The organism is Bradyrhizobium nanningense, from assembly GCF_004114535.1.
Taxonomy (GTDB): Bacteria; Pseudomonadota; Alphaproteobacteria; order Rhizobiales; family Xanthobacteraceae; genus Bradyrhizobium; species Bradyrhizobium nanningense.
Genome location: NZ_LBJC01000024.1, coordinates 57,753 through 78,621, shown reverse-complemented (window position 1 = coordinate 78,621; position 20,869 = coordinate 57,753). Strand labels below are relative to the sequence as shown.

General features: G+C 65.1%; 19 protein-coding genes and 1 riboswitch. Of the genes, 16 read left to right on the top strand and 3 right to left on the bottom strand.

Annotated features, from left to right (window positions below):
* The first annotated feature begins 11 nt into the window (after positions 1–11).
* From XH84_RS17985 to phoB, 7 genes are all read left to right on the top strand, one after another.
* Positions 12–1,310: an ATP-binding protein gene (locus XH84_RS17985; protein ID WP_128922937.1), complete on the top strand. Its 1,299-nt coding sequence runs from the start codon at positions 12–14 to the stop codon at positions 1,308–1,310.
* A gap of 144 nt (positions 1,311–1,454) precedes the next feature.
* Positions 1,455–2,468, top strand: coding sequence for a phosphate ABC transporter substrate-binding protein PstS (gene pstS / locus XH84_RS17980; protein ID WP_128922938.1), 1,014 nt, complete (start codon positions 1,455–1,457; stop codon positions 2,466–2,468).
* A 142-nt stretch (positions 2,469–2,610) separates the two neighbouring features.
* Positions 2,611–3,600 (top strand): phosphate ABC transporter permease subunit PstC, encoded by a 990-nt coding sequence (gene pstC / locus XH84_RS17975; RefSeq protein ID WP_164936704.1) that lies wholly within the window; start codon positions 2,611–2,613, stop codon positions 3,598–3,600.
* Positions 3,601–3,604: 4 nt separating this feature from the next.
* Positions 3,605–4,450 carry a phosphate ABC transporter permease PstA gene (gene pstA, locus XH84_RS17970; RefSeq protein WP_128922940.1) on the top strand — a complete coding sequence of 282 codons (846 nt, stop codon included), beginning with the start codon at positions 3,605–3,607 and terminating at the stop codon, positions 4,448–4,450.
* Entirely contained in the window at positions 4,447–5,265 is an 819-nt protein-coding gene (gene pstB / locus XH84_RS17965; RefSeq protein ID WP_128922941.1) for a phosphate ABC transporter ATP-binding protein PstB, read from the top strand. Before pstA ends, pstB begins: the two co-directional genes overlap by 4 nt.
* Before the next feature lie 11 nt (positions 5,266–5,276).
* Positions 5,277–5,993: a phosphate signaling complex protein PhoU gene (phoU, locus tag XH84_RS17960; RefSeq protein WP_128922942.1), complete on the top strand. Its 717-nt coding sequence runs from the start codon at positions 5,277–5,279 to the stop codon at positions 5,991–5,993.
* 22 nt (positions 5,994–6,015) lie between these two features.
* On the top strand, positions 6,016–6,723 hold the full coding sequence (phoB, locus tag XH84_RS17955) for a phosphate regulon transcriptional regulator PhoB (protein WP_008143479.1): 708 nt from the start codon (positions 6,016–6,018) through the stop codon (positions 6,721–6,723).
* 289 nt (positions 6,724–7,012) lie between these two features.
* Here the strand turns inward: phoB and XH84_RS17950 are convergent, their stop codons facing one another.
* Positions 7,013–7,525 (bottom strand): GcrA family cell cycle regulator, encoded by a 513-nt coding sequence (locus XH84_RS17950; RefSeq protein ID WP_128922943.1) that lies wholly within the window; start codon positions 7,523–7,525, stop codon positions 7,013–7,015.
* A 460-nt stretch (positions 7,526–7,985) separates the two neighbouring features.
* Between XH84_RS17950 and XH84_RS17945 the strand changes: the two genes are divergently transcribed.
* The 3 genes from XH84_RS17945 to XH84_RS17935 all read left to right on the top strand — a co-directional run bounded on the left by XH84_RS17945 (position 7,986) and on the right by XH84_RS17935 (position 11,474).
* Positions 7,986–9,194, top strand: coding sequence for an aspartate aminotransferase family protein (locus tag XH84_RS17945; protein ID WP_164936688.1), 1,209 nt, complete (start codon positions 7,986–7,988; stop codon positions 9,192–9,194).
* The gene (gene argF, locus XH84_RS17940; RefSeq protein ID WP_128922945.1) at positions 9,194–10,129 is read left to right on the top strand and encodes an ornithine carbamoyltransferase; all 936 of its coding nucleotides are present in this window, start codon (positions 9,194–9,196) and stop codon (positions 10,127–10,129) included. The genes XH84_RS17945 and argF overlap by 1 nt, the downstream gene beginning before the upstream one ends.
* 325 nt (positions 10,130–10,454) lie before the next feature.
* Positions 10,455–11,474 carry an Hsp33 family molecular chaperone gene (locus XH84_RS17935; RefSeq protein ID WP_128922946.1) on the top strand — a complete coding sequence of 340 codons (1,020 nt, stop codon included), beginning with the start codon at positions 10,455–10,457 and terminating at the stop codon, positions 11,472–11,474.
* 1,215 nt (positions 11,475–12,689) lie between these two features.
* Here the strand turns inward: XH84_RS17935 and apaG are convergent.
* Positions 12,690–13,082, bottom strand: coding sequence for a Co2+/Mg2+ efflux protein ApaG (gene apaG / locus XH84_RS17915; protein WP_164718924.1), 393 nt, complete (start codon positions 13,080–13,082; stop codon positions 12,690–12,692).
* A 236-nt stretch (positions 13,083–13,318) separates the two neighbouring features.
* Between apaG and XH84_RS17910 the strand changes: the two genes are divergently transcribed.
* Genes XH84_RS17910 through XH84_RS17900 form a run of 3 tightly spaced genes read left to right on the top strand, consistent with a single transcriptional unit; the run spans position 13,319 to position 16,341 of the window.
* Positions 13,319–14,557 carry an OpgC domain-containing protein gene (locus tag XH84_RS17910; protein ID WP_128922949.1) on the top strand — a complete coding sequence of 413 codons (1,239 nt, stop codon included), beginning with the start codon at positions 13,319–13,321 and terminating at the stop codon, positions 14,555–14,557.
* Positions 14,557–15,336 (top strand): SGNH/GDSL hydrolase family protein, encoded by a 780-nt coding sequence (locus XH84_RS17905; protein WP_128922950.1) that lies wholly within the window; start codon positions 14,557–14,559, stop codon positions 15,334–15,336. The genes XH84_RS17910 and XH84_RS17905 overlap by 1 nt, the downstream gene beginning before the upstream one ends.
* Before the next feature lie 12 nt (positions 15,337–15,348).
* Entirely contained in the window at positions 15,349–16,341 is a 993-nt protein-coding gene (locus tag XH84_RS17900) for an SGNH/GDSL hydrolase family protein (RefSeq protein WP_128922951.1), read from the top strand.
* Positions 16,342–16,504: 163 nt separating this feature from the next.
* Here the strand turns inward: XH84_RS17900 and XH84_RS17895 are convergent, their stop codons facing one another.
* On the bottom strand, positions 16,505–17,692 hold the full coding sequence (locus XH84_RS17895) for an O-succinylhomoserine sulfhydrylase (RefSeq protein WP_164936689.1): 1,188 nt from the start codon (positions 17,690–17,692) through the stop codon (positions 16,505–16,507).
* A gap of 74 nt (positions 17,693–17,766) precedes the next feature.
* Positions 17,767–17,846, bottom strand: a riboswitch (SAM riboswitch).
* Positions 17,847–17,926: 80 nt separating this feature from the next.
* Here XH84_RS17895 and XH84_RS17890 point away from each other — a divergent pair.
* The 3 genes from XH84_RS17890 (at position 17,927) to XH84_RS17880 (ending at position 20,808) form a co-directional block, all read left to right on the top strand.
* Positions 17,927–19,063, top strand: coding sequence for a 2'-deoxycytidine 5'-triphosphate deaminase (locus XH84_RS17890; RefSeq protein WP_128922953.1), 1,137 nt, complete (start codon positions 17,927–17,929; stop codon positions 19,061–19,063).
* A gap of 171 nt (positions 19,064–19,234) precedes the next feature.
* Positions 19,235–19,651: a PAS domain S-box protein gene (locus XH84_RS17885; RefSeq protein WP_128922954.1), complete on the top strand. Its 417-nt coding sequence runs from the start codon at positions 19,235–19,237 to the stop codon at positions 19,649–19,651.
* A 104-nt stretch (positions 19,652–19,755) separates the two neighbouring features.
* Positions 19,756–20,808, top strand: coding sequence for a hypothetical protein (locus XH84_RS17880; protein ID WP_128922955.1), 1,053 nt, complete (start codon positions 19,756–19,758; stop codon positions 20,806–20,808).
* Positions 20,809–20,869 lie beyond the last annotated feature (61 nt).

Here is a 20,869-nt window from a genome sequence, read left to right as displayed (position 1 = left end):
AAGTCCGCCCGATGGCGATCGACGCCCCATCTTCTCCCTCCGCCCAGCCCTGGTCCGACCGGCTGCGGCACTCGACGATCATCCTGATCGCCGCGGCGCTGGCGCTGTCCGTCATCGTCTCGCTCGGCGAATTGTCGGCGCTGCACGCCGCGATCGTGTTCCTCTGCATCGCCGCCGCTGCGCTGATCCCGTGGCGCCTGCATGATACCGCAGCGTCCCGTGACGACGTCAGGCGCATCAACCCGGTCGAGAGCGCGGCGGTGGCCGCGGTCGTCGCCGGCATGCCGGATCCGGCAGTGCTGCTCGACCGCGCCGGCCGCGTCATCCATCTCAACGCCGCCGCCGCCCAGCTCGCGCCGGCGCTGCGCAGGAACGAACTCGCCCAGTTCGCGCTGCGCTCGCCGGAGATCATCACGGCGCTGCGCGAGGCGATCGCGACCACCGAGCCGCGGCGCGCGACCTATCTCGACCATGTCCCGGTCGATCGCTGGATGGAGCTCATGATCACGCCGGTGCCGGTGCCGACCAGCTTCGGCGGCGCCGACAAATGCATGCTGATGACCTTCCACGACCAGACGCCGCTGCGCCGGGTCGAGGAGATGCGGGCCGACTTCGTCGCCAACGCCAGCCACGAGCTGCGCACGCCGCTGGCTGCGCTGTCGGGCTTCATCGACACGCTGCAGGGGCAGGCCAAGGACGATCCCAAGGCCCGCGAGCGCTTCCTCGGCATCATGCACAACCAGGCCACCCGCATGGCGCGCCTGATCGACGACCTCTTGTCCCTGTCGCGGGTCGAGCTGTCGGCCCATGTCCGGCCCGACACCCTGGTCGATCTGCTGCCGATCATCCGCCAGGTTGCGGACGGGCTCGAGCCGCTGGCGCGCGAGCGCCAGGTCGAGGTCGAGATCCATTTGCCTGATAGCCCGGTGATGATCGCGGGCGACCGCGAGGAGCTGCTCCGCCTGTTCGAGAATTTGATCGAGAACGCGCTCAAATACGGCGCCTCCGGCGGACGCGTCATCGTGTCGCTGACCTCGGGCGCGGCCGCTGACGGAACTCAGGAAATCCGGATCATGGTCCGCGATTTCGGCCCCGGCATCGCGCCCGAGCACCTGCCGCGGCTGACCGAGCGGTTCTACCGCGTGGACGTCGGCGACAGCCGCTCGCAAGGTGGAACCGGACTCGGATTATCGCTGGTGAAACATATTCTTAACCGCCATCGCGGCCGGCTTTTGATCGAAAGCGTGCCAAAACAGGGGGCGACTTTCACCGCCTGTTTTCCCCAGATCAGGACTTCGGCTCCGGCCTGAAATTCAAGCGATTTCAATTGCTTGCTGGTGTCATTCGACTGTCACGAAACCTTCGTAAAAGCACAGCTGACCGCTCCTAAAGGGGCGGCGCGGGGAGCGCGATCGGGCGCGGATGGCGCTTCGCTCCCCCCAATGGAGACCAGCATGAATTTCCTCAAGACGATGGTCGCTGCCGGCTTGGTCGCCGCATCGACGACGGCGGCCTTTGCGGCCGACATCACCGGCGCCGGCGCGACGTTCCCGTTCCCGATCTATTCGAAGTGGGCTGACGCTTACAAGAAAGAGACCGGCAATGGTCTGAATTACCAGTCGATCGGCTCGGGCGGCGGCATCAAGCAGATCCAGGCCAAGACCGTGACCTTCGGCGCGACCGATATGCCGCTCAAGGCCGAGCAGCTCGAGAAGGACGGACTTGCGCAATGGCCGATGGTGATGGGCGCCATCGTCGCCGTGGTCAACCTCGAGGGCGTGAAGCCGGGCGAGATGGTGTTCGACGGCGAAACGCTGGCCAACGTCTATCTCGGCAAGATCACCAAGTGGGACGATCCGGCCATCAAGAAGCTCAATCCGAACGTGAAGCTGCCGTCGGAGGCGATCACCGTGGTCCGCCGTTCGGACGGTTCGGGCACCACCTTCAACTTCACCAACTATCTCTCCAAGGCCAGCGCGGACTGGAAGAGCAAGGTCGGTGAGGGCACCGCGGTCGAGTGGCCGGTCGGCGTCGGCGCCAAGGGCAACGAAGGCGTGTCAGGCAACATCGGCCAGACCAAGAACTCGATCGGCTACGTCGAGTACGCCTATGCCAAGCAGAACAAGCTGACCTATACCGCTCTCGTCAACAAGGCCGGCAAGACCGTGCAGCCGACCGTCGAAGCGTTCCAGGCGGCCGCCTCCAACGCCGACTGGGCCAAGGCGCCCGGCTACTACGTCATCCTCACCGACCAGCCCGGCGACAAGTCCTGGCCGATCACCGCGGCGACCTTCATCCTGATGCACAAGTCCGCCACCGACAAGGCGGCCTCGCAGGAAGCCATCAAGTTCTTCCGCTGGGCCTTCAAGAACGGCGGCAAGGCGGCCGAGGAGCTCGACTACATCCCGATGCCGGACAGCGTCGTCCAGCAGATCGAGAAGACCTGGGCTGCCGAGATCAAGAGCTAAGGCACGCCTCTCCCGGACGCGCGGCGCCGCTGCGCTGGGCCGGGACCTGAAGAAACCAGGCCCCGGATCGGCGCTGCGTCATCCGGGGCACGGCACTAAAAACAAGCGTATAAAACGGGTACAGGGGATCGGCGTGGCAGAAATGGCCGTTCAGAGCGATGTAATCGACGACGCCGGACCGTATGACCGCGCCAAGGCCTTGAGCGCGTTCAAGCTCGGCGACGTCACCTTCTACTGGATCACGCGGCTGTCCGCGATCTCGGTGCTGCTGATCCTCGGCGGCATCATCATCTCGCTGATCGTCGGCGCGTTCCCGGCGATGCAGGAATACGGCCTCTCCTTCCTGTGGACGCAGCGTTGGGCGCCGTCCGCCGATCCGCCCGTGCTCGGCGCGCTCGGGCCGATGTACGGCACGCTCGTCACCTCCTTCATCGCGATGCTGATCGCCATTCCCGTCGGCCTCGGCATTGCCATCTTCCTCACCGAGCTCTGCCCGCAATGGCTGCGCCGCCCGATCGGCATGGCGATCGAGCTGCTCGCCGGCATTCCCTCGATCATCTACGGCATGTGGGGCTTCTTCGTGCTGGGCCCGTTCCTGGCCAACACCTTCCAGCCCTTCATGATCAGGATCTTCGACGGCGTCCCCGTGCTGGGCGCGATCTTCGCAGGTCCTCCGTCCTATCTCAGCCTGTTCAACGCCGCGCTGATCCTCGCCATCATGGTGCTGCCCTTCATCACCTCGATCTCGGTCGACGTGTTCAAGACGGTGCCGCCGGTCTTGAAGGAAGCCGCCTACGGCGTCGGCTGCACCACCTGGGAAGTCGTCCGCAGCGTAGTGATCCCCTACACCCGCGTCGGCATCATCGGCGGCGTCATGCTGGCGCTGGGCCGCGCGCTCGGCGAGACCATGGCGGTGACCTTCATCATCGGCAACTCGTTCCGGATCTCCTCGTCGATCTTCGCCCCGGGCACCACGATCTCCGCGGCGATCGCATCCGAATTCGCCGAGAGCGACGGCCTGCACCAGTCCGGCCTGATCCTGCTCGGCTTGCTGCTGTTCGTGCTGACGTTCTTCGTGCTCGCCGCTGCGCGGCTGATGCTGATGCGTCTGGAAAAGAAGGCGGGAAACTAGCGCCATGAACCCGATCTACGCACGCCGCCGCCGCAAGGACATCGTGGTCCGCGGGCTCTGCATTGCCGCCGCCGCCTTCGGCGTCACCTGGCTCGCGCTGATCCTGATCACGCTGCTCTACAACGGCGTTGCGGGGCTCAATCTCGAGCTCTTTACCGCGGACACGCCGCCGCCGGGCTCGACGGAGGGCGGCCTGCGCAACGCCATCGTCGGCTCGATCATCATGACCGTGCTCGGCGTCGGCATCGGCGCGCCGCTCGGCCTGTTCGCCGGCACCTATCTCGCCGAGTACGGCCGCAACGACAAGCTGACCTCGGTGATCCGCTTCATCAACGACATCCTGCTCTCGGCGCCCTCGATCATCATCGGCCTGTTCATCTACGGCGCGGTGGTGGTGCCGATGCGCGGCTTCTCGGCGATCGCGGGCGCGCTGGCGCTCGCCGTCATCGTCATCCCGGTGGTGCTGCGCACCACCGAGGACATGCTGCTGCTGGTGCCGAACGCGCTGCGCGAGGCGGCAAGCGCGCTCGGCCTGCCGCGCTCGCTGGTGATCAAGCGCATCGCCTACCGCGCCGCGCGCTCCGGCCTCATCACCGGCGTGCTGCTCGCCACTGCCCGCGTCGCCGGCGAGACCGCGCCGCTGCTGTTCACCGCGCTGTCGAACCAGTTCTTCAGCCTCGGCCTGAACAAGACGATGGCCAACCTGCCTGTCACCATCAACAACTTCGTCCAGAGCCCCTACGCCTATTGGAAGCAGCTCGCCTGGAGCGGCGCGCTGCTGATCACGCTCACCGTGCTCGCCCTGAACATTGGCGCCCGCATCCTCGGCGCCGAGAGGACTGCAAAATGACCGATCTGTCCGTATCCGTGAGTTCCAGCGCTCATCTCGCGTCGCATCCGCTGCCGGAAGCGCCCGCCAAGGTGACGGTGCGCAACCTCAACTTCTATTACGGCGAGCACCACGCGCTGAAGAACGTCAACCTGACGCTCGGCACCAACCGCGTCACGGCGTTCATCGGCCCGTCCGGCTGCGGCAAGTCGACCCTGCTGCGCATCTTCAACCGGATGTACGACCTCTATCCGGGCCAGCGCGTCACCGGCCAGCTCATGCTCGACCAGACCAACATCCTCGACCCCAAGCTCGACCTCAACCTGCTGCGCGCCCGGGTCGGCATGGTGTTCCAGAAGCCGACGCCGTTCCCGATGACGATCTACGAGAACATCGCTTTCGGGATCCGGCTCTACGAGAAGATCTCGAAGTCCGAGATGGACGATCGCGTCGAGAAGGCGTTGCGCGGCGGCGCGCTGTGGAACGAGGTCAAGGACAAGCTCAACGCCTCCGGTCTGTCGCTCTCCGGCGGCCAGCAGCAGCGCCTGTGCATCGCCCGCACCGTCGCGGTGCGGCCCGAGGTGATCCTGTTCGACGAGCCCTGCTCGGCGCTCGATCCGATCTCGACCGCCAAGGTCGAGGAGCTGATTCAGGAGCTGGCCGAGAACTACACGATCGCGATCGTCACCCACAACATGCAGCAGGCGGCGCGCGTCTCCGACAAGACCGCCTTCATGTATCTCGGCGAGCTGATCGAGTTCGACGACACCAGCAAGATCTTCACGTCGCCGACCGATCGGCGTACGCAGGACTACATCACCGGCCGGTTCGGCTGAGGAGACGCAATATGGGTACTGAACATACCGCGAAGGCTTTCGACACCGACCTTCAGGAGCTCACCCGCCTGGTCGCCGAGATGGGCGGGATCGCCGAGCGCATGATCGTCGATTCCGTCGATGCGCTGATCCGCCGCGACGTTCCGCTCGGCCAGCGCGTCGTCACCACCGATGCCGATCTCGACGCGCTGCAGAAGCGCATCGAGGAGCGCGCGGTGCTCACCATCGCCCGCCGCCAGCCGATGGCGGTGGACTTACGCGAGATCGTCGGCGCCATGCGGGTTGCGACCGACCTCGAGCGCATCGGCGATCTCGCCAAGAACATGGGCAAGCGCGTCGCCGCACTGGAAACCGACTTCCATCCGCTCAAGCTGTTCCGCGGCCTGGAGCACATGACCGACCTGGTGCAGCAGCAGGTCAAGTCGGTGCTGGATGCCTATGCCGCGCACGATCTGCCGGCGGCGATGGCGGTGTGGAAGGGCGACGAGGAAGTCGACGCGATCTGCACCTCGCTGTTCCGCGAGCTCCTCACCTACATGATGGAGGATCCGCGCAACATCTCGTTCTGCATTCATCTGATGTTCTGCGCCAAGAACATCGAGCGGATCGGCGACCACGCCACCAACATCGCCGAGACCGTGTTCTACATGATCGAGGGCCAGGCGATCACCGACAAGCGGCCGAAGGGCGACATGACGACGTTCGCCACGACGATCCCGAATACCTGAAGACTTAAGGAGCGACGACACCATGGGCGCACGCATTATGGTGGTTGAGGACGAAGAAGCTCTCACCGAGCTGCTGCGTTACAACCTCGAAGGCGACGGCTATGACGTCGAGACGGTGATGCGCGGCGACGACGCCGACACCCGCCTCAAGGAGCACATTCCCGATCTGATCGTGCTCGACTGGATGCTGCCGGGCCTGTCCGGCATCGAGCTGTGCCGGCGCCTGCGCACCCGTCCCGAGACCAAGCAGCTGCCGATCATCATGCTCACCGCACGCGGCGAGGAGAGCGAGCGGGTGCGGGGACTTGCGACCGGCGCCGACGACTACATCGTCAAGCCGTTCTCGGTACCGGAGCTGCTCGCGCGGGTGAAGGGCCTCTTGCGGCGCGCCAGCCCTGAGCGGCTCGCGACGGTGCTGGCCTATGGCGACATCGAGCTCGACCGCGACAAGCGCCGCGTGGCGCGCTCGGGCCGCCCGATCGATCTCGGCCCGACCGAATATCGCCTGCTGGAGTTCTTCCTGGAGCATCCCGGCCGCGTGTTCTCGCGCGAGCAGCTGCTCGACAGCGTCTGGGGCCGCGACATCTACATCGACGAGCGCACCGTCGACGTCCATATCGGCCGCCTGCGCAAGCTGCTCAATCTCGGCCGCGAGCAGGATCCGATCCGCACCGTCCGCGGCGCCGGCTACGCGCTCGACGATCGCTTCGCGAAGGCCGAGCAGACGTAAGGTTTGCGAGCCGTGGTTGGCAGCTGCGGCCACAACAACGGTGTCGTCCCGGACAAGCGTCAGCGCAGATCCGGGACCTCAGCGTGAGCGCTTGCGCTCGTCGCGATTAACCACAGGCAGCAATTGTTTTGCGAAAAGGTAACTCCGAGTCCCCGTAACCACATCTTGCGGTGGCTATGGGTCCCGGATCTGCGCGCGCTTGTGGCGCGCTTGTCCGGGACGACATCGGGTGTGTCGAGGCGCCGTCGTGTGACGGCTACCGTTCTTGCAATCAGCTAGATCCGCGAACTCACCGCGTGCCCGGCTTCGGTGCTGCGCGCCGACGGTCCGCTGCCGGCTGATACGCCACGCGCGAGTGCTGGGCGCAGTAGGGCAGGCCGGACAATGCCTTGCCGCCGCAGAAGAAGAAATCCGGGCTCGAGGGATCGCCGACCGGCCAGTGGCAGGTCGCCTCGTTCAATTCGAGCAGCGACAGCCGCTGGCTCATCGGCACCACGTTGTCGTAGGTGAGCGGCTCGGCCTCGACCTCGACCTCGAAGGCCTGCGCCAGCGCGGTGTTACCGCGCGCAATGGGGCGGGTCACCCGCATCATGTGCTGCGCCGGGCGTGCCTTGCGCGGCCGGGGCGCGGCCGACGAAGGGCTCTTGGCGCGGCCGGACAGACCGAGCCTGTGCACTTTGCCGATCACGGCATTGCGGGTCACATTGCCGAGCTCTGCTGCGATCTGGCTGGCCGAAAGTCCGGCCTCCCAGAGCTTCTTCAGCTGCTCGACGCGATCGTCGGACCAGGTCAAAACCGTCATTGCACCCTTTCCCTCGCTGCGCGACTGCCATCCTGGCGGTCGGTGCGGCGAATGCCTAAGCCTCGAAAAACCCGTGCCGCCGGAATCCCTTAAGGCTCGCCGGGCGCGCAACTAACGCCCGAACGTTTACGCCGGTACATGAGGACTCTTGGGATCAGAACCGCTGCACGAGATGTCGTATCTGACAAGCCAAACGCTACAATATGGCGTGACTCACGCGCAAGAGTCCGCCGACTCGCTTCCACATGTTCCGTGGTGAAAAACCCGCAAAATCGCCACCGCAAGACTACGGAATCAGCGTTTCCTGAGGCTTTCCGGGCGGCATTGACACCCGTTTCACCAGGCATAAGATAGTGCCGCGTGCCGCCCTTAAAAGGCGGCACGTTTCGTTTTCCGGGCCGGTCAATGGTGCGTTGCGCAATGCACGCGTCACACCGTCCGCAACATTCAAGTGAACGTCATGACTAACAGCGCAGCCCCGCATTTGCTCCCCGTTTTCGCCAGGGCCAACCTCGGTTTCGAACGCGGCGAAGGCTGCTGGCTGATCGCGACCAATGGCGATCGCTATCTCGATTTCACCTCGGGCGTCGCTGTGAATGCGCTCGGCCATTGCCACCCGCATCTGATCAAGGCCTTGCAGGAGCAGGCGACGAAGCTGTGGCACATGTCGAACCTGTTCCAGAGCCCGGACGGCGAGAAGCTCGCCGCGCGCCTGTGCAACGAGAGCTTTGCGGACTTCGTGTTCTTCTGCAATTCCGGCGCCGAAGCGCTGGAGGGTGTGATCAAGCTGGTGCGCCATCATCACTTCTCCAAGGGCCATCCGGAACGTTATCGCATCATCACCTTCGAAGGCGCCTTCCACGGCCGCACGCTGGCGACGTTGGCTGCAACGGGGTCTGCAAAATATCTCGAAGGTTTTGGTCCGCCGATGGATGGCTTCGACCAGGTGCCGCATGGCGACCTCGAAGCCGTCAAGAAGGCGATCGGCCCGGAGACCGCCGGCATCCTGATCGAGCCGATCCAGGGCGAGGGTGGCGTGCGTTCGGCACCGCCCGCCTTCCTCAAGGCGCTGCGCCAGCTCTGCGACGAGAAGGGCCTGCTGCTCGCCTTCGACGAGGTGCAGACCGGCATGGGCCGCGCCGGCGATCTGTTCGCCTACAGGCGCACCGGCGTCACGCCCGACGTGATGTCGCTGGCCAAGGCGCTCGGCGGCGGCTTCCCGATCGGCGCGGTGCTGGCGACCGCGGATGCTGCGGCCGGCATGGGGCCCGGTTCGCACGGCTCGACCTTCGGCGGCAACCCGCTGGCGATCTCCGCGGCGAACGCCGTACTCGACGTCATGCTCAAGCCCGGCTTCTTCGACCACGTGCAGAAGATGTCGCTGCTGCTGAAGCAGAAGCTCGCCTCCGTGATCGACCGCCATCCCGACATCGTCAGCGAGGTGCGCGGCGAGGGCCTTCTGATCGGCATCAAGGCCGTGGTGCCCTCGGGCGATCTCGTGGCCGCCTTGCGTAACGAAAAGCTGCTCACCGTCGGGGCCGGCGACAACGTCGTGCGTTTCCTGCCGCCTTTGATCGTCACCGAAGCCGAGATCGAGGACAGCGTCGGGCGGCTGGAGCGGGCCTGCACCGCATTGTCGGTCAGCCAGACCAAGCGGGCGGCAAGCTGATGAGCAAGTCCCCCAACAAGTCGCCGAAGCACTTCCTCGACATCAACGAGCTGCCGCTGTCGGAGCTCAAGCGCATGCTTGCCGCATCCTCCGCCATGAAGGCGAAGCAGAAAGCGCATCAGCCGGTCAAGCCGCTCGAAGGCAAGACGCTGGCGATGATCTTCGAACGCCCGTCCACCCGGACGCGCGTGTCGTTCGATGTCGCCATGCGCCAGCTCGGCGGCGAGCCCATCATGCTCACCGGCGCCGAGATGCAGCTCGGCCGCGGCGAGACCATCGCCGACACCGCGCGCGTGCTGTCGCGCTATGTCGACGCCATCATGATCCGCATCCTCAATCACGAGGCGCTGCTGGAGCTCGCGGCCAACGCTACCGTGCCCGTCATCAACGGCCTGACGCGGCGCTCGCATCCCTGCCAGGTGATGGCCGACCTCATGACCTTTGAGGAGCACCGCGGCCCGATCGAGGGCAAGACGGTGGCCTGGACCGGCGACGACAACAACGTGCTGGCGTCCTGGGCCCATGCCGCCGAGCGCTTCAAGTTTCAGCTCAACGTCGCGACCCCTCCGGAGCTCGCGCCGAAAAAGGCGATGCGCGACTTTATCAAGGCGACCGGGGCGCCGATCGTGCTCGGCACCGATCCGGAAGCCGCCGTGCGCGGCGCCGATTGCGTCGTCACCGACACCTGGGTGTCGATGGGCGACAAGGAAGGCGAGCATCGCCACAACGTGCTCAAGCCCTATCAGGTCAACGGCAAGCTGATGTCGCTCGCCAAGCCCGATGCGCTGTTCATGCACTGCCTGCCAGCCCATCGCGGCGAGGAGGTCACCGACGAGGTGATCGACGGCCCGCAATCGGTCGTGTTCGACGAGGCCGAAAACCGCCTGCACGCGCAGAAGGGCATTCTGGCCTGGTGCTTCGACGCGGTGAAGTAGCCGCGCTGGAAGCCCGGCTGCCGCCTCGCATACAATTGTCGTCCCGGACAAGCGCGCCACAAGCGCGCGCCGATCCGGGACCCATACCGCGGAATCTCTCTTGTGGAATGGCGGCCAGAGGCAGGCAGTCTTCGCCAAATCGCAGCTTGTGGTTATGGGTCCCGGATCTGCGCTCCGCTCAAGACAACGCTACGCGTTATCGGGAGCTACGCTTGTCCGGGACGACATCGCGTTTGTGGTGGCTGCGTACAACTTCACCTGCATCCGGAACACGCCGCTCCCGCGCCCCCTTCCATTTCCACCCTCCGACCCCAGATAGAGCGCCATGGTTTCCCAATCCCCTGACATGAAAACCGGGTCCGAAGGTCCGGTTCGCGCGCCATCAGCAGTTCCGATCGATGACGCCGTGCTGCCCTACGAGGTCGACGCGCTCGACGTGCGTGGCCGGCTGGTGCGGCTTGGTCCGGCGCTCGACGACATCCTGACCAAGCACGATTACCCGGCACCGGTCGGCAAGCTGCTCGGCGAGGCCATCGTGCTGACGACGCTGCTCGGCAGCGCGCTGAAATTCGAGGGCCGCTTCATCCTGCAGGCCCAGACCGACGGTCCGGTGTCGTTCCTGGTGGTGGACTATCAGGCGCCGGATCGCCTGCGCGCCTATGCGCGCTTCGATGCCGCGCGCCTCGGCGACGCCCAAGAATCCCGCATGCACTCCGGCGCGCTGCTCGGGCGCGGTCATCTTGCCATGACCATCGACCAGGGCCCCGACATGAGCCGCTACCAGGGTCTGGTCGCGCTCGACGGCGGCAGCCTGGAAGACGCCGCCCACGAATATTTCCTGCGCTCCGAGCAGATCCCGACGCGCGTGCGCCTTGCTGTCGGCGAGGAGTGGCGCTCCAGCGACGGCGGCAAGCACCGCTGGCGCGCCGGCGGCATGCTGATGCAGTTTCTGCCGAAGGCGCCGGAGCGCGCGCGGCAGGCGGACTTGCATCCCGGTGATGCCCCTGATGGCGTCGAGGTGCATGCCGTCACCGAGGACGACGCCTGGGTCGAGGCGCGTTCGCTGATCGAGACCGTCGAGGACGTCGAGCTGATCGATCCCGAGCTCTCCGGCGAGCGGCTGCTGTTTCGCCTGTTCCACGAGCGCGGCGTGCGCGTGTTCAATCCGCTGGTTTTCAAGGCGCAGTGCTCCTGCTCGCGCGATGCAGTCGCCGCGATGCTGAAGAGCTTCTCGCCCGACGACCGCGCCGCCATGGTCAAGGACGACAAGGTCGTCGTGACCTGCGAGTTCTGCAGCTCGGTGTACCAGTTCACCCCGCACGAGGCGGGCGTGGAAGACGCGTAGCGAGCTCTCGGTAGGGTGGGCAAAGGCGCTCTTGCGCCGTGCCCACGAGCTCTCGACGACGGCGAAAGACGTGGGCACGCTTCGCTTTGCCCACCCTACGGCACCTTGCTGTGTCGCCCGCTGTCAACCTCTCCCCGCGAAAATATTCCACTTTACCGAAATTCGGTTTTAGCGTATGTGTCGACCATCCCGGCTCACCAAGAGGGGCGATCATGTGTCGTCACGTTCGCGAGCCGGGCTTGCGGTGGACGCGGCAGCGTCGGCACGAGATGGGGCGGGCAGGGCGGGTAGTCCCTGTGAGCTCGAACCCCGCGTGCGGACGAACGGCGCTGCTAGGCTTCGTCTCGTCTGTGGGTTTCCGGCTTCGTCGACAGGGCTGGAAAAACTGCGGCGACATGGCGGGCCGTGCGTACGGCAAAACCGTGTGGTCCTGGCCGTCGTTGCTACGGTCAAGCCTTGCGAAGATGCGAACGAGCCCAACCGGGCGGACTGCATCATCCAATTCGCGGGGCGAGGGAGGCCAGAAGGAAAGTTCGGCTCCCGGGAGATCACGGCATAAGCCGTCCGACCATCGCGCAGGGAAGGCCGAGTGATCGGCACCACCTGTATGCTGCTGTGCGGTTCTTCCTGCGTGCGCTTTTCGCGCAGCGGACCGCGGGTGCGAGGTCAGCACCCGGCCTTCCCTGTGCCCTCTTGGCTTTGAGGGTGGAGCAACGAAGCAAAGCTCGGGCGAAACGCGCCGCGAGGCTGCGAAGGCGCGTCTGCCACCACGCACTCAGTGTCATCGCCCGCGAAGGCGGGCGATCCAGTATTCCAGAGGTAGTTGTGATTGAACCGAGAAGTCGCGGCGTACTGGATTCCCCGCTTTCGCAGGGAATGACAGCGTCACTTGGAGAAGCAAGCGGTCGGGCTCACACTCCGTCATTGCGAGGAGCCCTTGCGACGAAGCAATCCAGAGTCTTTCCGCGGAGGGATTCTGGATTGCTTCCGCCTTCGCCAAGGCTTCGGCGGACAAGTCGCTGCGCTCGCAATGACGACGCTGAGAGAGCGCGCGCCTCACTTCGTTCTCGTGCCCCGGACGCAGCGCAGCGCTCCTTCATCGGTGTGCTGCTGAGCCGGGGTCCATCTCACTGCGACCGCCGGTGTCGCCTTCTGGGTCCCGGCTCTGCGCAGAGCCACTGCGTGCCGTAGCGCGTCCGGGACAGGAGAGTGCCCCTAATTCAACACCCGCTTGCTGTCGGGGCTGTCCAGCGAGAACGCCGGCACGTCGATCTCGAAGCGCTCGCCGCTTTCGCTGACCATCTGGTAGCGGCCGGTCATGAAGCCGGAGGCGGTCGAGAGTGGGACGCCGGAGGTGTATTCGAACCGTTCGCCGGGGGCCAGGATCGGCTGCTCGCCGACCACGCCTTCGCCCTTCACCTCCTGCTGGCGGCCGGAGGCATCGGTGATGATCCAGTGCCGCGTCTTGAGCTGCACGGTCTCCTCGCCGGAATTGGTGATGACGATGGTGTAGGACCAGAAGTAGCGGGAGCGGTCGGCCGACGACTGCTCCGGAACAAAGTTCGGCTCGACGGTCACTTCGATCTGGCGGGTCACGGCGCGGTACATGGCTGCTACCATACCGAAATCGGGCGCAGGAACCAAACGCCGCAGACGGCTTTGGCGACATCGTCCCGCCAGAATTCGAAGGGAATGACACCCACGAGGGAAACACCCGCAGGAAATACCCCAAAGGGAAACGCCCGCGAGAGATCCCCCATAGTATCCGGCCGCTTTGCGGTACAATGACCGGACCGGTACACTCCTCGAGACGTCGCGATTTGCGGAAGGGTTTTTGGGCCCCGATGACCATTGCCGACCAAGTGACGGGATCGACGATCACGGGAACCGCCAAGCCCGCGGAGGCGAAGCCGCGCGCGAGGGCGCCGGCCATCACGCTGCCCACCATCGGTGAGCGCGAGCTTCGGCTCGATCTGTTCCGCGGGCTCGCGCTGTGGCTGATCTTCATCGACCATCTGCCGACCAGTCTTTTGACCTGGTTCACGATCCGTAATTACGGCTTCAGCGACGCCACGGAGATCTTCATCTTCATCTCCGGCTACACCGCCGCCTTCGTCTATGGCCGGGCGATGCTGGAGAGCGGCTTCGTCATCGCCACCGCGCGCATCCTGCGACGCGTCTGGCAGATCTACGTCGCCCATGTCTTCCTGTTCACGATCTTCCTCGCCGAGATCTCCTATGTGGCGACCAGCTTCGAGAACCCGCTCTACACCGAAGAGATGGGGATCATGGATTTCCTCAAGCAGCCCGACGTCACCATCGTGCAGGCGCTGCTGTTGCGCTTCCGTCCCGTCAACATGGACGTGCTGCCGCTCTACATCGTGCTGATGCTGGCGTTGCCGCTGATCCTTTATTCGATGAAGTGGCGGCCGGACGTCACGCTCGGCCTCTCGGTCGTGCTCTATGCGGTGACCTGGGAATTCGACCTCTACTTCTCCGCCTATCCGAATGGCTTCTGGGCGTTCAATCCGTTGGCCTGGCAATTGCTGTTCGTGTTCGGTGCATGGTGCGCGCTCGGAGGTGCGCGCCGGATGTCGCGTATCCTGGCCTCTCCGGTGACGATGTGGATCTCGATCGCCTATCTCGCCGCGGCGTTCTACGTGACGCTGACCTGGTACGTGCCGCAGCTCTCCCAATTCATGCCGAAGCGGATCGAGCAGTGGATGTACCCGATCGACAAGACCGACCTGGACGTGCTGCGCTTCACGCATTTCCTGGCGCTGGCGGCGCTCACCGTGCGCTTCCTGCCCCGGGATTGGCCGGGCTTGAAATCGCGCTGGCTGCGGCCATTGATTCTATGTGGGCAGCACTCCCTCGAGATCTTCTGCCTCGGCGTCTTCCTGGCCTTTGCCGGCCATTTCATTCTCGCCGAAGTCTCCGGCGGTGCAGCCATGCATGCGCTGATTAGTCTCTCGGGGGTGCTGATCATGTGGGGCGTAGCCTGGGTGATTTCGTGGTACAAGCGCGTGGCTGACAAGAGCGGCACGAAAACCAAGAACGCCGATCTGGCGGGAGGGGGCTGATGAAGGCGAAGGTTCTCCTGAGCCTGATCCTGCTATGCGGTAGCCTCGCCGCGCCTGCGGCGCGCGCGGGTGATGCTGCGCCCGCGGCATCCACTGCGCCCGCCACCTGCGAAGTGCCGTCCTATCTGCTTACCAGCGAAAGTCAGCTTCCCAAGGTCGCCGACGCCGTCAAGGCCGGCAAGCCGCTCGAGATCCTGGTCGTCGGCAGCCGCTCCACCACGATTCCGTCGTCGGAGAGCAGCTCCTATCCGGCGCGCATGGAGGCGATCCTCAAGGAGAAGCTGCCGGCATCCGAGGTGGTGCACATCTCCGTAGAAATACAGAGCAAGCGAACGGCGGAGGAGGCCGCCTCCACCTTCGTTAAGCTGATGGAAGCAAAACCGCCTACTTTGGTGATCTGGCAGACCGGGACCGTGGACGCCATCCGATCCATCGATCCCGATGAATTTCGCAGCGCGGTGACCGCAGGGGTTGTTGCGTTGCAAAAGGCAGGGGCCGACGTCGTCTTGATGAATTTGCAGTACAGCCCGCGCACCGAAACGATGATCTCGGCCCAACCGTTTCTCGATAATATGCGCGTGGTGGCACAGGAGCATGATATTCCGTTGTTCGATCGTTTCGCGATCATGCGGCAGTGGAACGATCAGGGTCAGTTCGACCTGTTCAGCCCGTCCCGCGGGCCCGAGCTGGCGAAACAGGTTCATGATTGCCTTGGCCGGGCGTTGGCACAGTTCGTGATCGACGCAGCCCATCTGGAGCCGGCCCAGCAGCAAAATTGAGGTCTAGCGTTAATGAGTTCTCTCCGCCCTTTTTGCCTGACGGCATGGCTGGCCGCGCCTGCAGCAGCAATGCTGTTGTTGCTGGCGCCGGCCGCGCAATCGCATGCGCAGACGCAAGCCGCACAGACGACACAAGCACCGGCGCAGTCGGCTGATCCCGCTCCCGCTTCGCCCTCCCAGACCACCGTGGCCGTGACCTCACCGGAGCAACGCGGCGTCACGTCGCGCGCCATCGACAAGGTGAAGCAGGTCGCCAAATCCGCCGCCGACATTTTCAGCCGCGTGCCTTGCCTGCCGCCGAAGGATGGATCGAAAGCGATGGGCTCGCTGCCGCATGTCGCGGGCAAGCTCGTCGCGGGCAAGCCCGTCGTCATCGTCGCGTTCGGCTCGTCGTCGACGGCAGGCTTCGGCGCCAGCTCGCCGGAGTTCAACTATCCGAACCGCCTCGCCGCGCAGCTGCGCCGGCACTATCCGACCGCCGACATCACCGTTGTCAATGCCGGCGTCGGCGGCGAGGACGCGCCCGAGATGATGAAGCGCCTGCAGACGCAGGTAATCGACGTGCATCCGGATCTCGTGATCTGGCAGGTCGGCACCAACGCCGTGCTGCGCAATCTCGATCCCGGCGAGACCGCAAAGCTGGTCGAGGACGGCATCAGCCGCATCCAGGCCGCCGGTGATTCCGACATCGTGCTGGTCGATCCGCAATATTCGCCGGCCGTCAACCAGCGCAAGGAGAGCGCCGGCAAGATGGTGAAGCTGCTCGGCAATGTCGCCGAGCTTCGTCACGTCGGCATCTTCCCGCGCTTCGAGGTGATGCGCGACTGGCACGAGAAGCAATCGATCCCGGTGGAGAGCTTCGTCATTGCGGACGGCCTGCACATGAACGATTGGGGCTATGCCTGCTTCGCCCAGCTGCTCGGCGACGACATCATCCGCTCCGTCGGCCAGATCAAGCTCGGCGTGAACGTGCCGGCCGATGTGCGGACGTATCGGCCGATGTAACGGTGCCGTAGGGTCGGTTAGCCCTGCAGATGCGCGAAGCGCAATCTGCTCGGCGTAACCCACCCTGCATCAACGGATGCCGACCGAAGTTGGTGGATTACGCCGTGCGAACTGCGCTTCGCGCAGTCGCAGGGCTAGTCCACCCTACGAGGCCTCCGTCGGCTCACGCCTTCTCCAGCGCCGCGGTCAGATCCTCGATCAGATCATCGGCATGCTCGAGCCCCGCCGAGAAGCGAATAAAACCTTCGCCGATGCCGAGGGCGGCGCGGTCTTCCGGCTTCAGGCGCTGATGCGTCGTGGTCGCCGGATGCGTGACGAGGCTCTTGGCGTCGCCGAGATTGTTCGAGATCCTCGCAAGCTTCAGCTCGTTGAGCACGCGGAACGCGGCCGCCTTGCCGCCCTTGACCTCGAAGCCGACCAGCGTCGAGCCGCCGCGCATCTGCTTCTTCACCAGCGCCGCCTGCGGGTGATCGGCGCGGCCGGGATAGACCAGCCGTGCGATCTTCGGGTGGCTCGCCAGCACCTCGGCGATGCGCGCCGCGGTATCGGTCTGCGCGCGCACGCGCACGCCCAGCGTCTCCAGGCCCTTGAGCAGGACCCAGGCGTTGAACGGCGAGATCGACGGCCCGGTCTGGCGCATGAAATTGTGGATGTGCTCGGCGATGAAGGCTTCCGAAGATAGGATGATGCCGCCGAGGCAGCGGCCCTGGCCGTCGATATGCTTGGTCGCGGAATAGACCACGACGTCGGCCCCGAGCGCGAGCGGGCTCTGCCAGATCGGGGTTGCGAACACGTTGTCGACGACGAGCCGCGCGCCGCCCTTGTGCGCGATCTCGGCGATCGAGGGGATGTCGAGCACATCCAGGGTCGGGTTGGTCGGGCTCTCCAGGAAGAACGTCTTGGTGTTCGGCCGCAGCGCCCGCTGCCACTGGTCGAGGTCGAGCCCGTCGACCAGCGTGGTCTCGATGCCGTAGCGCGGCAACAGGTCCTGCACGACATAGAGGCACGAGCCGAACAGCGCCCGCGAGGCGACGACGTGGTCACCGGCCCTCAGCGGCGCCAGGATCGCGGTCGTCACCGCGGCCATGCCGGTCGCCGCCGAGCGCGCCGCCTCGGCGCCCTCGAGCTCGATCATGCGGCGCTCGAACATCGCGATCGTGGGATTGGAGTAGCGCGAATAGATGAAGCCGGGGTCCTCGCCCTTGAACCGCGCCTCGCATTGCTCGGCGGTGTCGTAGACGTAGCCCTGGGTCAGGAACAGCGATTCCGACGTCTCGCCGTATTGCGAGCGCAGGGTGCCGGAATGGACCAGGCGGGTTTCGGGACGGTAGTTGGCAGGCGACTTCGACATAGGTACCTCCGACATGACCGTCTTGTCGAAAACGGTCACAAAAAAACCGGCCTGGATATCTCCACGGGCCGGGATCACAGAGGTCCCCGGCCTGTTTAGCGACTTATTTAACGTGGCTGCAAGCCGGCCGGCTCAAATCACCACGGGATAAGTGATGCTCATATTCCGCAATGCCCTTTCCGTCAAGGCGTCCATCGGATAGCCGTAAAAGACTTGTATTTCCGGCATGCCCGGATGCATGAGACCCCTGATGAGGACCCCCGGTTGACGTTCACGGTCGCGCCCGACGCCAATGGTATCCTGCCCGACCGCATGATCGCGGCGATGGCGGAGGCGGGGCTCATCCTGCCCGCCTATGACTTCGTCGAGAGCCAGATCCAGCCGGCGAGCCTCGATCTGCGCCTTGGCGACATCGCCTATCGCGTCCGCGCCAGCTTCCTGCCCGGTCCCGGCGCCACCGTCGCCGAGCGCATCGACGAATTGAAGCTGCACGAGTTCAGCCTCGCCGACGGTGCGGTGCTGGAAACAAACTGCGTCTACATCGTGCCGCTGCTGGAGAGCCTGGCGCTGCCGCCGGAGATCGTCGCGGCCGCCAACCCGAAGAGCTCCACCGGCCGGCTCGACGTCTTCACCCGCGTGATCGCCGACGGCACCCGCCGCTTCGACATGATCGGCGCCGGCTATCACGGTCCGCTCTATGCCGAGATCAGCCCGAAGACGTTTCCGGTGCTGGTGCGCGAGGGCTCGCGCCTCAGCCAGGTGCGCTTCCGCACCGGCGATGCCATCCTCAACGCCGACGAGCTCGATGGCTTGCATGCCACTGAACGTCTCGTCGACGTCGACGATGCCGATCTCTCGGGGGGCGTTGCGGTCTCCGTCGACCTGTCCGGCGAGAAAGCGAGCGGCTTCGTCGGCTACCGCGCCAAGCGCCACACCGGCGTCGTCGACGTCGATCGCCGCTCCGGCTACGCGGTGGAAGATTTCTGGGAGCCGATGTCGGCGCGTCCCGACGGCAGCCTGATCCTCGACCCCGGCGAGTTCTACATCCTCGCCTCGAAGGAAGCCGTGCAGGTGCCGCCCGACTACGCCGCGGAAATGGTGCCGTTCGATCCCTTGGTCGGCGAATTCCGCGTGCATTATGCCGGATTCTTCGATCCCGGCTTCGGCTATGCCGGTGCCGGCGGGTTGGGATCGCGTGCCGTGCTTGAAGTTCGCTCGCGCGAAGTGCCGTTCATCCTCGAGCACGGCCAGATCGTCGGCCGTCTCGTCTACGAGAAGATGCTGGCCCGTCCCGACGCGATGTACGGCCAGCGCATCGGTTCGAACTACCAGGCCCAGGGCCTCAAACTATCGAAGCATTTTCGGGTGTAGCGGCACATCCTACTGTCATGCCCCGGCTTGACCGGGGCATCCAGTACGCCGCGGCTTGTCGGCTCAATCACCGCGGCCTCTGGAATACTGGATCGCCGGATCAAGTCGGGCGATGACACCGGTGTGTGTCGGAGTGCCAGGCAAGATCGCGGACATGGCGAAGGAAATGACATGAGCAATCAATCCGAACTCGACGCGAAGATCGCCGAAGACGTCGCGGATGCGCTGATCTATTCGGATCGTTCCGGCACGATCATGCGGTGGAACCGTGCCGCGGCGGCCCTGTTCGGTTTCTCTGCTGCTGAGGCGCTCGGCCAGAATCTCGATCTGATCATTCCAGAACATTTGCGCGCCGCGCACTGGAAAGGTTTCGAGGCCGCACTCGCGAGCGGCGCCATGAAGCTCGCGGGCAAGCCGACGCTGACCCGCGCGCTGCACAAGAGCGGACGCAAGCTCTACATCGAGATGACGTTCGCATTGGTGCGGGATTCCGGCGGCAACGTCCTGGGGTCCGTGGCGATGGCGCGCGATGTCACCGAACGGGTCGAGCGTGAGCGCGCGGCCAAGGCGCGGCCGCAAACTTCGTGATGCGGAATGGGCGGGCGTCCGCGCAGGGCGCCCTGCACGGGCGTCATGTTGCCTGCCGTGGGGTGCAGTGACACACTCGATCGAAACAATGATCGGGAGTGAACATGGCCGCCGCTGTAGACGCCGCGCAGGAAGCCCAATACAAGCGCTGGCGCGCGGTCGCCGACCTCTATCACGCCTATTTCACCGGCCTCATCCTCACCGTCGTGACACGACGCGGCACTGCGGATGCAGCCGAGTTCGTCTTCCGCGTATTTCGCCGTCAGCAGCAGGAGCGCTTCCTGCCGGGCCTGAGGAAGCTCGGCATCGATCATCTGCCGCCGGCGGTGGCGGCTGCGCAATATCACTATCTCTCCAACTGGATCGGCGGCGTGCACGTCGAATACATGTACGAGAGCGACACCAAGGCCTGGATCCGTTATCCGCCGCCGCGCTGGATCTGGAAGGGCACGGCGATCTGCGGCGTGCCGGGCGAGGTGTCCCGTGCGATGCTGCGCGGCTGGCACGCCAACAATGGCGCAGCGCTCGGAGATCTCCGCCTCGGCTTCGTCTGCACCAAGCAGAGTGTCGACGGCCAGGACGGGCTCGAAGGCTATTACCATCAGTACGATCATCCGCTCGAGCTGGACCAGCGGCTCGTCTTCGCGCGCCACCTCGAAGCGCCGCCATTCGATGCGAAGACCGCGCCGGCTTTGCCGGTCGCGAGCTGGCCGAGGCCGCGTCTGGAGAAGGCCTATCGCAATTACGCGATGGAATATGTGCGCACCGCGGCGCCCGTGATGGTGCAGCTGTTCGGCCCTGAAGACGCCGGCTATCTGCTGCGCCTCACCGGCAAGCTGATCGGGATGCAATATTTCGACGAGGTCGCAGCCGCGCTGGCGATGAGCCGCGGCGGGGTGAGCGAATTTGCAGCATTCCTGAATGCGCTGTTCGCCGCGCAGGATGATCTGGCCGAGATGAAGCAGTCGGAAGGCACGTCTGAACTTCGCCAGCAGAGCTGGAGGCTGATGGACGACGTTGCCGACTATCACCCCGCTTGCGCCAGGGTGCTGGAGGGATTGTTCGAAGGCCTGGCTGCCGGATGCGGACGGCATATCGCCGTGCATCTGCGCCCTGCCGCTGGCGGGCGACCGCCGCTGCTCTGGACGATTGGATAGACGGCAGTGCTGCCGCGGCTACCACCTCGCCGCAGGCGGGGAGAGGGAGAGGAGAGAGCCG

Bases quoted from the DNA above. Each gene is read 5' to 3' on its own strand.
- XH84_RS17985 (WP_128922937.1), top strand. From the start codon at position 12: ATGGCGATCGACGCCCCATCTTCTCCCTCCGCCCAGCCCTGGTCCGAC.
- pstS (WP_128922938.1), top strand. From the start codon at position 1,455: ATGAATTTCCTCAAGACGATGGTCGCTGCCGGCTTGGTCGCCGCATCG.
- pstC (WP_164936704.1), top strand. From the start codon at position 2,611: ATGGCCGTTCAGAGCGATGTAATCGACGACGCCGGACCGTATGACCGC.
- pstA (WP_128922940.1), top strand. From the start codon at position 3,605: ATGAACCCGATCTACGCACGCCGCCGCCGCAAGGACATCGTGGTCCGC.
- pstB (WP_128922941.1), top strand. From the start codon at position 4,447: ATGACCGATCTGTCCGTATCCGTGAGTTCCAGCGCTCATCTCGCGTCG.
- phoU (WP_128922942.1), top strand. From the start codon at position 5,277: ATGGGTACTGAACATACCGCGAAGGCTTTCGACACCGACCTTCAGGAG.
- phoB (WP_008143479.1), top strand. From the start codon at position 6,016: ATGGGCGCACGCATTATGGTGGTTGAGGACGAAGAAGCTCTCACCGAG.
- XH84_RS17950 (WP_128922943.1), bottom strand. From the start codon at position 7,525: ATGACGGTTTTGACCTGGTCCGACGATCGCGTCGAGCAGCTGAAGAAG.
- XH84_RS17945 (WP_164936688.1), top strand. From the start codon at position 7,986: ATGACTAACAGCGCAGCCCCGCATTTGCTCCCCGTTTTCGCCAGGGCC.
- argF (WP_128922945.1), top strand. From the start codon at position 9,194: ATGAGCAAGTCCCCCAACAAGTCGCCGAAGCACTTCCTCGACATCAAC.
- XH84_RS17935 (WP_128922946.1), top strand. From the start codon at position 10,455: ATGGTTTCCCAATCCCCTGACATGAAAACCGGGTCCGAAGGTCCGGTT.
- apaG (WP_164718924.1), bottom strand. From the start codon at position 13,082: ATGTACCGCGCCGTGACCCGCCAGATCGAAGTGACCGTCGAGCCGAAC.
- XH84_RS17910 (WP_128922949.1), top strand. From the start codon at position 13,319: ATGACCATTGCCGACCAAGTGACGGGATCGACGATCACGGGAACCGCC.
- XH84_RS17905 (WP_128922950.1), top strand. From the start codon at position 14,557: ATGAAGGCGAAGGTTCTCCTGAGCCTGATCCTGCTATGCGGTAGCCTC.
- XH84_RS17900 (WP_128922951.1), top strand. From the start codon at position 15,349: ATGAGTTCTCTCCGCCCTTTTTGCCTGACGGCATGGCTGGCCGCGCCT.
- XH84_RS17895 (WP_164936689.1), bottom strand. From the start codon at position 17,692: ATGTCGAAGTCGCCTGCCAACTACCGTCCCGAAACCCGCCTGGTCCAT.
- XH84_RS17890 (WP_128922953.1), top strand. From the start codon at position 17,927: ATGCATGAGACCCCTGATGAGGACCCCCGGTTGACGTTCACGGTCGCG.
- XH84_RS17885 (WP_128922954.1), top strand. From the start codon at position 19,235: ATGAGCAATCAATCCGAACTCGACGCGAAGATCGCCGAAGACGTCGCG.
- XH84_RS17880 (WP_128922955.1), top strand. From the start codon at position 19,756: ATGGCCGCCGCTGTAGACGCCGCGCAGGAAGCCCAATACAAGCGCTGG.